The 14,675-nt window shown below is 69.5% G+C and carries 5 protein-coding genes; all 5 read right to left on the bottom strand.

The features are described 5' to 3' along the window. Positions 1 to 9: 9 nt before the first annotated feature. The gene (locus ACGF15_RS11415; protein ID WP_392797984.1) at positions 10 to 6,822 is read right to left on the bottom strand and encodes a polymorphic toxin-type HINT domain-containing protein; all 6,813 of its coding nucleotides are present in this window, start codon (positions 6,820 to 6,822) and stop codon (positions 10 to 12) included. 207 nt (positions 6,823 to 7,029) lie between these two features. Continuing rightward, positions 7,030 to 10,701 (bottom strand): LamG domain-containing protein, encoded by a 3,672-nt coding sequence (locus tag ACGF15_RS11420; RefSeq protein ID WP_392797987.1) that lies wholly within the window; start codon positions 10,699 to 10,701, stop codon positions 7,030 to 7,032. A gap of 50 nt (positions 10,702 to 10,751) precedes the next feature. Then, entirely contained in the window at positions 10,752 to 12,242 is a 1,491-nt protein-coding gene (locus ACGF15_RS11425) for a VCBS repeat-containing protein (protein WP_392797990.1), read from the bottom strand. Positions 12,243 to 12,703: 461 nt separating this feature from the next. Continuing rightward, the gene (locus ACGF15_RS11430) at positions 12,704 to 13,276 is read right to left on the bottom strand and encodes a VanZ family protein (protein ID WP_392797993.1); all 573 of its coding nucleotides are present in this window, start codon (positions 13,274 to 13,276) and stop codon (positions 12,704 to 12,706) included. Between the two features lie 128 nt (positions 13,277 to 13,404). Then, entirely contained in the window at positions 13,405 to 13,842 is a 438-nt protein-coding gene (locus tag ACGF15_RS11435) for a hypothetical protein (protein ID WP_392797996.1), read from the bottom strand. Positions 13,843 to 14,675: the final 833 nt, after the last annotated feature.

Raw genomic sequence — 14,675 nt, forward strand, 5'->3', positions numbered from 1 at the left:
CGTGGCTCCTTACGGGCATCCCGGCTTGAACTGGAGCAGCCTGCCGTAGTCGTGTCCGGCCCCCTTCTTCATTCCCTTCGGCCCAACCCATGCGTACGCGTCCGGTACGCCTCGCGTCTCGCGTACGATCAGTCGGTAGTCGTCACCTCCGCCCGGCACCGAATAGATCCTGGTCCTTCTCCCGTTCGCTTCATCGTCGGCCCAGTAGGCCTTCGCCCGCGCGTTCGGCAGGTCGTGTCCCATGAAGAAGTCCAGAGCTCCATTCGGATGCCGCCGCTGCGCGAGGTTGCCCGCGAGGAGGTGCTGGATCGCGTTCTTGACAATGTTCGGCTGATCGGGCTTGCTGGCGTTGTGTACAAGCACAGGCGTTCTGCCCGCGAGTACATAGTACGTGTGGACGTCCTCAATCGTGAGGTCGTGTGTGCGCTGGCGCTTCTCGAAGTGACGGATCTTGGCGACCTCGACGGTGTCGCCTTCCGGGGTGCGCAGGCGCGTGCCCGGCTTGATGTCCCCGGCGTCGATCCAGGTGGCCTCGTCGACGGCCCAGAAGGGATGCGTCGTCGTGGAAATGAGCGCCGCCGCGCTGCCGTCGCTCCTGACGGTCAGGTCGACGAAGTCCTTGTCGTCCTCCGTCACGATCGTGGCGACCACCTCACGCGTGGTGGTCTCGCCGGTCTCCGGGTCGGTGACGGTGACGCTGTCACCGAGTTCGACCTCTTCGATCGGTTTCGTCTTCCCGTCGGCAAGAAGGACCCCGGTGCCTGGTGGGAAGCTGTGCTTGGTCAGGCATGCACTCGCCTGCTTGGTCACTTTCGCCTTGGCAGCGGCGAGTTTGTCCTTCGCCTTGTCCAGGACCTCGGAGCGCTTCCACATGTCCTTGGCGCCGCCGATGAGGTCATCGAGCAGGTCCCAGACACGCTTGGCGAGCTGGATTCCCTTCTTCCATTTGAAGGGGCTGCCGTACTTGGCGAGGAGCTTGCCGGCCAGGCCGCCGGCGAAGCTGCTTGCGATGTTCAGCGCCGTTTCGCCACAGGAACCCAGGTCGCCGCTGGAGAAGCAGTCCAGAGCGGCGTCGATGCCGAGCTCCCGCTTGGCGATCTTGACCAGTTCCTTGACAGCCTGCTTCGTCTGCTGCTTGGCGTCGTTGTACTGGCGCTCCGCCCGGTCCCTGTCGTTCTGGGCCCGGTAGACCGCCTGCTGCTTCCTGACCTCCGAGTACTTGGCGATCGCCTGCATCGCCCACAAGACCTGGAGGACGAATCCCACGAACTCGCCCGACGGATCGGAGAGTGTCACGGGGCTGTTGTTGGCGTAGGCGTAGCCGTTGATCTGCTGCGGCTGGCTGTAGTCGATGATCGGGTCGACTGAGATGAACTTGCCCAGCGCGGGGTCGTATTCGCGGGCACCGACGCTGGTCAGGCCGGTCTGTTTGTCGATCGTGCCGCCGACGAAGCCCTTCTCGCCGGGCCACTCGCCGACCGGGCTGCCGCGGTCGAGCCCGTAGGGGTCGAAGCGCCGCTGGGACACCGAGCCAGTGGTGGCGTCGACCGCCAGCTGGCCCGTGCCGTGGTGGTCGGAGGACAGGAAGGCCAGGTTCCCGCTGTCGGAGCGGACCGCGACCGTCTGGCCGGCGAAGGAGTAGTAGCGGGTGGCCTCGACCTTCGAGGAGCCCTTGGCCAGCCGCAGCTCCATGCCGGGCAGGTAGACCGTGGTGGCCGTCGCGTCACGGCGGACCACGCGGTTGCCCCCGGCGTCGTAGACGTAGGTCGCCTCCGCGCCGCCCGCCTCGGTCGTCCTGACCAGCTGGCCCTCGACGTCCCACTCCAGCTTCTGGGCGTCGCCGCCGATGACGCGCTCGGTGGTGTTGCCGGTCGCGTCGTAGGCGTAGGTGTACTGCTGGTCCACGCTCGGGCCGTCCTCGACGACCTTGGTCACCGCGTGCGGTCCGGCCGCGCCTTCACCGTAGGTGTAGGTGCGGGTGATGTCCTCGGCGGCGTTCAGGCCGGTGTCGTGGACGACCTCCTTGGTGCGGTTGCCGATCGCGTCGACCTCGTACGACTTCCAGTACGGCGCGGGGCCGCCGAGTGCCTTGCCGCCCGCGGGGGCGGTACAGGCGGACGGCCGGGAGCCGCCCGTCGCCGCGCCGGACGTACCCGCGCCCGCCGCCGTTTCGGCGGTGGCCGCAGGCGTCCATGCCTCGGCGAGCCGCTGGCCGTTGTCGTAGGCGAAGCACTGCAGATCCGCGGAGCCGGCCCCGGTGTCGGCGGTGTCCGAGATGGACAGCACCTTGCCGGACTGGTCGTAGGAGTAGTGCGCGGCCTTCAGCGAACGGCTCTGCGAGGAGACGTCGACCACCGCACGGGTGAGCCGGTCGGTTCCCTTCTCGTACTGGAAGGTCTGCCACAGCTTCTGGCCGCCGTTGTCGGACAGCTCCAGCTGCTGGAGCAGGCTGGTGTTGGAGTACACCGTGTCCGTGACGTACGACGTCTTGCCGCGCATGGACGTGGGGCGCTGCAGGTCGTCATAGCCGAACACCACGGTCTCGTTGCCGAGGCCCCCGGCGGCCGGCATACCGATGCCCTGGACGGTGCCGTCGAAGTTGTAGCCGGTGGTGAAGGTGTAGGTCCCCGCCAGCGCGCCCTCGGACTTGGGTACCGAGTACGCGGTCTTCAGCGGCTGGTAGAAGGCGTCCATGGACTGGGTGACGGTGGCGAAGTAGTCGCTGCCGCCGTTGACATAGCGCAGCGAGGCCCATGCCTGGCCCAGCCACCCGGGCCGGTCGTAGCGGGTCTCGGTGAGCCGGGTGCCGGTGTTCGGCTCGCCCTCCCAGGTGGTCAGGGTGCGGCCGAGCTTGTCGTAGACGGTGGAGCGCTTCTTGCCCCGCGCGTCGGTGCCGGAGACCGGACGGTCCGCGGCGTCGTAGGCGAACGTGGAGACGCCGATGTCCGGGTCCACCGTCTTGACCTTGCGGCCCATCTGGTCGTACTCGAACTGCCAGACGTTGCCCTTGGCGTCGGTGACCTGGGCCAGTTCGCCGCCCGGCGTGTAGCTGAACTTCGTCGCGTCGTACCCTGCGCCCGGACCGGGAGGCCCGTTCACCGCGGGTGACTCGCCGTGGTGGTAGCGCAGCTCCGTGATCTGGTCCGCGGCGTTGGTGATCTTGGTTACCGGCACGCCGCCCTGCGGCGGGTCGAGATGAGTGCGGTCGCCGTCGTACCGGGTCGTGGTGGACCACTGCGGCGCGCCGGCGACGGCGAAGGTCTCCTTCGTCGGGCGGCCGAGACCGTCGTACTCGTAGAGCGTCTGCGCGCCGACCTCACCGTTGCCGACCTCCAGCAGCTCGCTGGAGGGTGCGCCCACGGCGTTGTAGGTGCTGTTGGTCTTCTTGATCTTGCCGACGCCGTCGTAGAAGGTGTCGGCGACCATGCGGCTGCCGTCCGGGCCCTCGGTCTGCAGCTGCCGGGGCCTGAGCAGTCCGTCGTAGAGCTGCCACTCCACACCGTAGGAGCCGCTGATCTCGATCTTCTCGGTCTTGACCGCGACCGGCTTGTCCCGGCGGACGAGGTAGGAGTACTTGATGCTCGGGGCGTGGGTCCTGGGCCGGTCGGGCAGCCAGAGCGACACCAGGCGGCCCAAGGGGTCGTAGGCGAAATCCGTGCGCTTGCCGTTCGGGTCGGTCTGGCCGGCCGACTGGCCCCACGCGGGGGCGAAGTCGGTGGTGGTGACATGCCCGAGGGCGTTGGTGGCCTTGGTCTTCGAGATCAGGCCGTTGACGTCGGTGTACTCGGTGGTCGTCCTTGCCCCGACAGCGTCGGTCTGGGACGTGGGGCGGCCGAAGACGTCGTATGTGGTGTGTCCGGTGACCTGGTAGGTCGCCGTGGAGCCGTCGTGGGAGGCCAGCCGCTCCGTCTTGGTGGCGTCGCCCCTGGTCGGCTGGTCGCCGAACGAGCCGCCGTCGTACGAGGTCCGCTCGTCGGCTATCACCTGCGTCCTGCGGTCCGGCGTTGCCGAGCAGCTGACCGACACGGCCTCACTGCGGGAGGGCAGTTCGTACATGTGCTCGGAGGCGTTGTCCGTGTACCACAGCCGGGTGCACTTGTCGTCCTCGGCGGTGGAGACATCGCCCAGATCCTCGACCATGCTGACCCGGCCGGTGCGGTTCCCCGTCTCGTACCACGAGGTGGACTTCGTCTCCCGCCAGCCGCCGGACGCGAGGGCGGTGTACCCGCGGGTGACCCTCGGCTGGACGATCGTGGCCTTGGTCGTCTTCCACTTCCTGGTCTGTGTGGCCGTGTCGTGCTTCCACGGCTCGCTGATCACCTTGGAGACGACCTTGTCCCCGTCCCAGGTCCGGGTCTCGAGCTCGAAGCCGGTGTACTTCTCGTGCCCGGTGTAGGTCTTGCCGGTGGAGTCGGTGACCTCCTCGGTGCGGGTGCCGCCTCCCGGCTTCTTGTCGCCGTCCAGCCCCTGGAGGTACGTGTAGTCGAGCCGTGTCGACATGGTCTGGCCGTTGCCGCTGGTGACGGTGACCTTGCCGTAGCCCTGCCACTGGTCCCAGGTCAGGAACTTCTCGTCGGTGATGCCGTCCGGCTCGCCGTGCCGCCAGCCGGCGTCGCCCTTGTAGTCGTAGCGGGTGACGACATCCTCGCCGCCGCCCGTGCGGTCGGTCTCGATGATCTCGGCGACGACGTACTTGTGGAACCAGTCGGTGATCGGGTCGATATGGCCGGGCGGGGCCCACCTCACGGGATAGCAGCGGCCCGTCTGCTCACCCGGCTTCGGCAGCTTGTCGGCCGTGCACTGGGTGGGCGCGTAGTTGACGTCCAGCTGTGTGCCGGTCTCGGTGAGCACCGACGCGAGTCGGAAGCGGTGGAAGGGCGCGATGTTGTCGCCGTCCTTGTCCACCCGGTTCTTCAGCTGGATGCCCTGCAGTTCGAGCGAGGGGAGCCTGGCGCTGCCGCCGACCCTGCCCTCGTGGTCGATCGCGGAGAGCCACAGGGTCTTGGAGTCGTCGCCGTTGTCGGTGAACAGGTGGGTGAAGGTCCAGGCGTCCACATCCGTGTAGGCGCCGGACCCCTTGTGCATCTGCGTGGTGATGCCGGTCAGCCGCTTACGGGTCCAGAAGGTCGCCGAGACCTGGCTGGAGTCGCACTTCGCCCCCGCCTTGCAGTAGCGGTCCACCGGGGTGTCCGGCCAGTGCCTGGCATTGGCCTTGGTGAACTTGCCCGCCGCGCAGTCGAAGTCCTTCGTCGGCAGGCAGCGCTCGGCGGTGTGGAAGACGACGCGCGCCCCGGCATCGGTGGAGAACACCTTGCCGTCGCGCTGGCCGTGGTCGATGCGCTTCAGGTAGCCGCCGCGCGTGTACGCGGTGCCCTCGACGTCGGTCTTGCCGTTGAGGGCGTAGTGGTTGGTCTCCTTGCCGTACAGGTAGGACATCACGTTGCCGTGGGCGTCCTTGACGTAGTCGAGGTTCCAGCGCCAGGCCTGCTGGCAGTGGGCCTTGCTGAACGTCGCATTGTGGCAGGGCTCGCCGGCGTCGTCTCCGAAGACGGGCACCGTCCACGTGGAGTCGGTCTCCTCCTTGCCGGACGTCCAACCGGGGCGGCGGTTCAGGCCGAAGTAGTACTCCGTGCCGTCGGTGGTGGTCACCTTCCAGTGCTCACCGTTGTCGTCGCCGTTGTGCGCCCCGGTCAGCTGCTCGACCCTGGCGCCGTTCTCGCTGGCGAGATGCCACTTGCCGGAGGTGTCATCCTTGATCAGCTCACCGGAGGCGCCCTCCAGCATGATGGTGGCGTTGTCGAACGCCCAGCACTGCTCGGCGGAGGACTTGTGGCCGTCGTCCGAGCAGGGCTTGTAGCGGCGCTCGATGTAGCCGGGCTCGTAGGAGAAGCCCTCACCGGCCCAGGAACCCTGGTTGTTGGTCGCCGAGGTGCGGCCGTCCACCGCCTGGGAGGAGTAGCCCAGCCCGACCGACGGGGTCAGGCCGCCCGGGGTCGGCACCGTCCGGATCGGGTAGTTCCAGGAGAACCCGCCGGACGAGTTGGCCACGGACCACTTCGACGAAGGCGACAGCGGAGTCGCCCTGTAGTCGCCCTGCGAGGAGGAGTCCCCGCCGGTGACGGCCAGCAGGGGGGCCGCCTCACCCGCATGGGTGGACAGGCCCGCTCGGTCGGCGTCGGCCTCGACGGTGGCGGTCACCGTCCGGGCGTCCGCGTCGTTCCGGGAGTCGAGCGGCTTCGGCAGCTCGGGGCAGTCCCTGCTGCCCGGGGTCGCCTTGGCGGCACAGGCGGGAAGCTCCACCAGCCGCAGACGGGCCCCGTAGTCGCCGCCGTACGCCTCGGCGAACTTCGCGTAGTTCACGGTCAGCTCGACCGGTGCGGACGTCTCCACCCCGTCCGCGCGCTGCACCCGCAGCAGCGCCGCGCTGCCCAGTTCGGCGGCCCGCTCCTGGCCCAGCGACGAGACCCGCACGCGGTCCGGGGCCGGACTCCCGGCCCTTGCCGCCGAGGAGTGTTCGCTGCCGGCCGTGGCCTTCGCCGAGATGTGTGCGTCGCTCGCGGTGACCGGAAGTCCGCCGATCGTGGCGGTGTCGCCGGTACCGCCGGGCGCCGCGGCGCCCTTGGGCACGCCGTCGCGGCTGCCGAGCTGTGCGCCCACGCGCAGCGTGGTGCTGTCGCCGTCCGGCCACTCGGGCGCGTCGAGCGTCTCCACCGCGGCCTTTGCCGCCGGGTCGGCACCGCGTGGTTTCGTCCTGGCGTTCTTCCCCTGTGCCGGCTCGCCCAGGTCCTGGACGCCCGGCCGGTCTGTGCCTGCGGCTTCCACCGGAACGGCTTGCACCGTCCCCGCAGACAGGGCGAGACTCAGGCCGATGACGACCGATCCCGCCCAGCGGCGCGATATGCGCCGGGTCAACAATCGTCCTCTGAAGGACTTCACTGGATCTCCCCGATTGTGCCCATGCGGGCGTCTTCATGAAGAGCTGCCTGAGCGGGCCGGTCCGGGAACCGGACCGGCCCGCCCGAGCGCTCGTTAGATGTCCGGCCTGGCGGTGATCTGTGCCATGTGCCGGACGGCGAGCGGGTCGGCCGCACCCGCGTACACCCGGACCTCGTCCAGGGCGCCTGCGAAGTACTCGCCGCCGCCCAGTGCCGACCGGCCGACCTGCAGGCCGCCGGTGGCCTTCCACAGCGTGTCGTCCGAGGTGATCGCCGAGTCGGCGAGCTGCCCCTCCACGTACAGCCGCAGCTCGTTGGCGAACGCGTCGTAGACGACGGCCAGATGCTGGCCCGATCCCTCGTTCGTGGCCGGGTGGACGTCGTCGGTGACCTTCACGGTCGCCGTCCCCGACGTGTCCTCCTCCGCCACGACCAGCTCCCACTGCCCTGTGGTCGCCTGATAGCGCACGGCGAAGCGGTCCGCGTGCGCACCCGGCAGTGAGATGACCGTCTGGGACCGCTCGGGGTCGAGCGTCGTCGGCAGCGCCCGTACGGCGACGGTGAAGCTGGAGTCGCCCCGGACCGGGGCACTCTCGGTCGCCGCATGGCCGGTCGATCCGTCCAGCTCGAGATGCCCCTCGCCGACCAGCGCGGTGGGCCAGCCGAACAGCGGATCCGGCTGGTAGACGGAGGCGCCGCCCGCGAGCGTCAGCGGCTCGCCGCCCTGCTGCGTGTTGGCGGCGGATCCGCCTGGGGCCTCGTCCAGCATCCAGTAGCCCCTGCGCTGCGGTGCGACCGTCATCAGCTCGGCCACCTGGGCGGGCGGCAGGACGCGGTCGAACGCCCGTACCTCCGCCAGGTCGCCGTGGAAGTGGTCCCGGTAGCCGCTCTTGCCCAGGGTGCGGCCGATCTGCAGCGGACCGTACGAGGTCCAGTGGGAGTGGCGCCCGACGCTGCCCTTGGCCTGGCCGTTGACGTAGATCCGCAGCTCCGGCCCGCCGGCGGCGTGGGCGTCGTAGACGCCGGTCAGCAGCACCCACTGGTCCTTGACGGGAGTGACGCCCGCGCTGACCTTCCAGTGTCCGAGCGTGTTCACGTCGGACACCGGGACGGAGAAGGCCCAGGAGCCGGCAGCCGCGTCGTAGCCGAGGACGAAGCCGGGCTCGCCGGTGCCGTCCTGGCTGACGACGGCCATGTCCCGGTCCAGTGACGCGGGGCGGGCCCAGGCGCTGACGCTGAAGCTCGCGTCGCTGTCCACGACGGTCCGGCCGACGTCCAGGTAGGCGTTCCGGGAGCCGTCCAGGCGAGCCGCGAAGTCGGCGCCGCCCCCGGGCCCCGGCACACCGAAGCTCACCCCGCCGCCTGCTGCCGCGGGGTTGCGGCCCGACTCGTCGTGGGCGTCGGCGACGCCCTCCTCGTCGGCCAGGTTCCACTGCCCGGCCGCGGGCAGGCCGTCGGTGACCAGGAACTCGTGCTGGGCCCGTGTGCTGGAGTGACCGGCCTTGTCGAACGCCTCCACCGTCACCCAGTGGCGGCCCGCGCTCTGGGGGGTCCAGGTCACCGAGGCGGAGCCCCCGGCCTTGTCGGCCGCGATCGTCTTCACCGCATCGCCGTCGAAGGCGTAGCGGTACTCGACCAGGTCATCGTCCGGGGTGCCGTCCTCGGTGTCGGGACTGAAGGTGAACGTCCCCGCGGTGCCCACGCCGTGGTGCCAGATCTCGTCGTCGGGGTACTGCGCGGAACTCACCAGCGGTGCACCCGGCCTGGAGGCGTCGTAGACGAACTCGCAGCGCTGCGGACTGCCGGCGTGGCTCCACTCGCCCCAGGCGTCACCGTCGTAGGCCCGGGCGCTCCAGTAGACGACCGTGTTCTCCGGGATCGACGACTTCACCCGGTGGCGGAACACCGTGCCCGCGTTCGGCGCCTTGTAGGAGGTGTCGTAGGTGTACGACTGCGCCTTGCCCGCGGAATCCGTCCAGTCCACCTGGAACTGCATCTTGACCTTGTCGGTCCCGGACGAGGAGTGGTCCGGGTCGCGTGCCTCGGCGCGCAGCTCCGGCGGCTCCTCGACGTACGGCCGGCCGGCACCCCAGACGCACGTGCCGCCGGGGGACGACGACATCAGCCGGGAGTCCACCTGCTTCGGCGGGTTGTTGTAGTCCACGGAGAGGTAGGTGTTCCCGCAGATGCGCTTCCAGCCGGCGTAGCTGCTCTCGTCCCCGGCCTTCAGCCCGAGCGACAGCGAGGACCAGCCGCCGCCTGCCGCGGTCTTCAGCTCGCTGGTCAGCTCGCCGCCCTCGAAGTGCAGGTTCGCCGAGCTGGAGCACGATGTCGGCGAGATCTTCCTGTCCACCGTCATCAGGAGGTCGTCCCAGTCGTCCTTGGTGTTGCTCCAGTTGCTGGACGAGGTGATCGTGTGGTTCTTCCCGCCGATCCGGTAGAGCTGGATCGGCTCCGCCTTGGCGTCGGCCCAGTAGACATGCTCGACGCGGGCCGAGAAGGTGGCCTTGAGGATCTGCTTGCCCTTGTAGAAGGACGTGGGCACGGTGTACAGCGTCCGCCGTACGCCGACGTTCTTGCAGCTCGTCGGGTTGTAGTTGAGCGGGCACTTGCCCACGCCCGCGCTGCCGGAGTACTTCCACTCCTTGGTGCTCGGCATGCCGGACATCACGGCGGTCCAGGCAGAGCGGTGCGTGGTCTTGGAAACGGGGTCGATGACGACCGGGTAGACCGTCTCCTCGCTGTTCAGCAGCTTGGTGTCCGGCACGAGGGTGAGCTTCTCGTCCCCCACTTCCAGGTCCACTGCCGCAGTGGCGCCACCGCCGCCGGGACCGTCCAGTTCCGCCGCGCCGGCCGGCACCTCGGGGTTCGCCTGCGGCTCGGTGGCGGCGCGGGCCGACGCGGTGGTGCGGACCGAGACCGGCCGCGCCGCTGCCAGCTGCGGTGCGGGGCCGCCCGGGGAGTCCGCGCGCTGTTCCGCGACAGCCGCCGAGTCCCACATCGCAGGCTGGCCCGCCTCGAAGACCGTGCCGCCGACCGTGGCGTCGACGGCCCGGAGCGCGCCCGATTCGGTCTCCTCGACCTTCAGGCCCTCGGTCCTGACGCCCAGTTCGATGCGTGCCAGCTCAGGGTTCCTGGCCGCCTCCGCCGTCTTGACCACCAGGAGGTGGCCCAGTCCGTCGACCTCGGCCTTCGCCACGAGGTCCACGCCCGGCAGTACGTCGCGGTACGTGGCGGTGTTGGCCTCCACGTGAGGCGCGGGCAGTGCACCGCCCGGCCAGGTCAGCGCGAACTCCCGGCCCGCCTTGCGCATCCGGGCGAAGGCACCCTCGCCACCGCCCGAGAACTCCAGCTCCACGGTCGCCGCCTTGGGCGACCAGTTGCCGTCCTCGCGCTGGGCGAGGGTGTCGTCGACGTCGACCCAGTCGCCGCCGCGCAGGGTGCGGACGGGCTCGGTGTACTCGATCGCGGTGAAGGAGCCGTCCGGGTTGGCGAAGACCTCGCGCCGCTCCTGCCGGAGCCCGGTGACCTCGACCCGCCGGCCGTTCTTCTCGGCGGCTGCGCTCGCGGTCTGCTCGCCGAAGGCGCCGTGCGCCCCGTCGGTCCCGGCGGTCGCGCCGGCGGCTCGCGCCGCGGTACCCGAGGTGACCGTCGTTTCGGACGGCTGTGCGGCGGGCCAGGTCAGACCGGTGGCCAGCAGCCCGAGGGCGGCGGCGAGGCCGGCGGCCGTACGGGACGACGCGGCGCGTCGCCGATGGATGCCCATGTGTTCTCTTCCCCGTCGGTCTGTGCCGCGTTGGGGTGCGGCTGCGCTCATCAGCGGATCACCGCACCGAAGGACGTCTGCTCGGCAGGCACGCCGCCCTCGCCGGGCCTGGTGGCCGTGACCTCGCCGGTTCCGCCGGAGAGGATGTTCGCCCAGGGCAGGCCGTAGACGCCGCGTTGGGCGGTCGGCCCGTACGGCAGGCCGACGTGGAGGCGGTCCGCCGTCGCCAGCAGACTGCTGCCGAGGTAGGAACGCTCACCGGCCTCGTGGGGGAGTCCGTGGCCGCTCTGCGGCACCCAGGCCCCCTTGCCCACGGGGCCGGTCATCGGGAACACCTGCACGGCGCCGACGTCCGCTCCGGCTGCGGTGTCCTCGCCGGGAATGCCCACGGCGAGCAGCATCGTCGAGGCAGTACCGACGGAAGCCGGCGCGGCATTGACAGCCGTCAGGTGCTGACCGAACTGGTCGCCGTCCTCGCCCACTCCCTGGACGCCGGAGATGTTCTGGCTGATGTCGGCCGTCTGGGAGATCTTCCCGGATGCCTGGACGTGGATCAGAACGACGCGTCCGGCATCCTCTCCCGTGGTCAGATCCTCTCCTGGTGAGCCGACCGCCAGGATCGAGTCGGTGGCCGCGGAAGCTCCCGACGGACGGTACGGAACCATGGCCAGCGAGCCGCCGAACCGGTCGTCCGCCTCGGCCGCCCCGTTGATGCCGGGACTGTCCTGGTCGAGCCCGGCGACCGGCGCGGGCATGCCCTGGGAGTACGGTTCATGGGCGACTATCTGAACACCGCCGGAGAACTTCTCCGTGCCGATGGCCTCTCCCGGGCTGCCGATGGCGAAGTGGCGGGGGGAGCCGGCGAGGGAGTAGCCGAACCGGTCGTTCTCCTCGGCCACCCCGGCGAACCCGGCGACATCCTGATGGAGGGTCACATTGGTGTCCCGGCGTACGTAGTGGACTCCGCCCGCGTCCCTCGTCGTGCCCAGGTCCTCGCCGGGCACACCGATGGCCAGATAGGGGTCGCCGCCCGCGGTGGCCCCGGCTGCGAGCGAGAAGCCGAACCAGTCGCCCGCCTCGGGAGCCGAACGGGCGATACTGCCGGTGCCGGTGCCCTGGATCAGGCTGACGCCCGCGGGCCCTTCCCCGAGCCCTGCGGGAGCGCCGTAGATCACCTGCACGACACCCGCCTCCGCCTCGGCGCCGACGCCCTCATAGGGGACACCCACGACGAGATCGCTGCACCCGTCCTTGTTGCCGTCGTAGACCGCGAGCGTGTGGCCGAACCGGTCGTCCGCCTCCGGGGTGCCGGTGACACCCTTGGAGCCCTGACGGACTGTGGCCGTCCCCTTGCCGCCGCCGTAGACGACGCGGACCAGCCCGGCTTCGTCCTTCCCGGCGACCGTCGCCTCCGGGTCGGCGATCGCCATGTCGCGGATGCCGTCCCCGTTGAAGTCCGACTCCGTTCCTGCGGTGCAGCCCGACGCCGCCGCGGCGGTCGATCCACCGAGCGCTCCCAGGGACAGCCCGCACAGCGCCATCGATATCCCAAGTACCAGTGAGGCTTGTCTGCTTCTGGCTCCGCGTTTGAGCACCAGATCCCCTCCGTTTTGTTGCACAGGTCAGAAGAACCTTACGAAATCTTCACTGTGCCTACTTGGTGCAAGTCAGACATTTCGCCCTAATAATGATCACGCGTCGATCACGATCGGTCAGATCCGTACCTCTGGTGTGACGACACGTCACGAAGGCGCTGCCATAAGCGCGTTGGCGCTCGGCCCTGCCTGAGAGTCCGCGCGTTGTGCGGGCCTTGGTCGTGCTCTTGGTGCGTTGTGGTCGAGGGCGCCCCCTCGATGGGCAGGGGCCTTCCTCGTGTGCGGGGTGTGATCGCGGAGGGCGTGGCAGGCGGAGGTGGCTGCCGCGCGGGAGGGGGCCGAGCGGGCCCGGGGGGTGTGAGGAACTGCTGACGCCGGCCGGCAGGCCGGCAGTCACCGGGTGAGGTTCACACTCGCTCCTCGGTGCCTGTCCTTCGGTCTCGGAGCCGTTTCAGCAGCAGACCGGCCGCCACGCTGAAGCCGACGCCTACGGCTGCACCGATGGAGTTGAAGAGCAGATCGTCGAGGTCCACGATCCGTCCGTTGCCCCCAAGCCATTGCACAAGCTCGACGACGACAGCCGTCGTTCCGCATAGTCCGAGGCATTTCGCTGCCGAAAGGCCGGGGCGTGCTGTCGCCAGCAGCACTGGCAGTGGCACGAACATCAGCCCGTTCGCTACCCACTGCCGTACCACCATCTCCTTCTCATAGGCAGTGACGTAAGCGCTGTCCGCTCTCAACGTTTCCATTCCCGGGCTCAGCCAGGGACTGCCGCCGCTTCCGCCGGTACTGCCATCAGAGGCGGTGAACGTCGCCGCGGCGATGAGCGCCAGCCAGAGGGCGAGAGCGAGAGAGCCGATGCGACCGACAGTCCGGGGCCAACGGGCAGCGGCGCACCGTAGCCCCAGCGCCCCCAGGAGGGTCAGCAACAATGCCGTCGCCACCGTCGCAGGCGTCAGGTACAGGATGACGCGCCACATGACTCTCTCTTCCTCTCGCCCCGACGGAGCCTCCTGTGCGGCCGCTCACCGAAGGGCCGTTCCCGCGCAGTGCCCCGGTTCCGCCCCCGGCGGGGTCGGTCACGGCTGGACGGCGCTTCTCAGGAGCCTCAGCAGTGCCACTTGGAGATGTAGGTGTAGTCCTGCCACTTCATGATGCCCCGCACGCAATTGTCGGAGCTCACATTGAGGTGGCGGGAGTACGACGTACAGGACCCCGCCCACACCCCGTAGAGGGGCGAGTCCATGATCCGCGCCGGCAGGTCGCTGTAATCCGACCCGTCGTACGCTATTTGATAGCCGAGCTGCACGTAGACGTCACCGGAGCCACTGCTCTTGCAGTACTCGGTGCGGTACGTGCCGGTCCTGCCGGTGTCCGGGCCGATGATGCAGACTTCACCGTTGCTGAGGTTTCCGCACTTCGCGGTCTCCTGGGCGCCAGACGTTCCGGCGTTCGCAGGGCTGGCAATCCCGAACACGAGTGTCGCTGCCGCGAAGACGACAGCCGATGCAGCTCTTCTCACAGAAAGGCCCCTCCTGAAGGCCATGTGAGCGATTCACTCGCCCGGTGCAAGTGATCGCCGAAGGCGCCAACTGGACCATTCTTGTCAGGTGTGGGTCAATGGTGATCAGCGGGGCATTTCGGTCAACTGTCAGAAGTCGGGGCTTGTTTACCTCTGTTGGCCGCCCCTTCCCAGGGTTCACTCCGTCAAACGTGGGTACGTCTGGCGCTCCGGCAGTAGGTCACGATCTCGCTGGACGGAAGTTCCGGCGATCGGCGCGACCGCCGTTGAACACACATGGATGGTGTGGGCAAACGACGAGTTGGTGACCACAGGCCACGGCATAGGCTCCGTCCGACGGCGGGAGGCTTTCGAGTCGGTCACGGGCCGGATCGCCACTGGTGCCTCCAGCGGATCTCCGCTCGTGCGGAGCCCGTCGCGGCTGGTGACGCCTCCTTGCTGAGCCCACGGCGCGGGGAGTTCCCGGCCACTCAGTTCCCCGGCAGGCGTCACCCTGTCTCCCGGCGCATGTCGAGGCGGGGGCCGGGCGGGTGCGCGCCGTCCTTCCCGCAGCGGCGGCCGCTCGCCGTCGGGCCGGGAGCGCGGTGCGGAGGCGCCCCGACCCCGGCTCAGCCCTCCCCAGGTGCGGCCGAACAGACCTGGAGGACTCCGGGCAGGGCCCCGGGGAGCGTGGACGGGGCGACGGGCCTACGGGGCGCCGCGAAGCCGGAGCACGTAGCGGTTCGCCGGAGGCCGGTCGGAGGGCGTACCCGCGGTGAGGCTGACTCCGCCGGGCACCGGCCCCCTACCTCCTCCGGACGGATGGCTCTCCGTCGCAGAACCACCACGAAGGGCACTCGGTGCGTGCGAGAATCCCG

This window comes from Streptomyces sp. NPDC048001 (genome assembly GCF_043203115.1).
GTDB classification, from domain to species: Bacteria; Actinomycetota; Actinomycetes; order Streptomycetales; family Streptomycetaceae; genus Streptomyces; species Streptomyces sanyensis.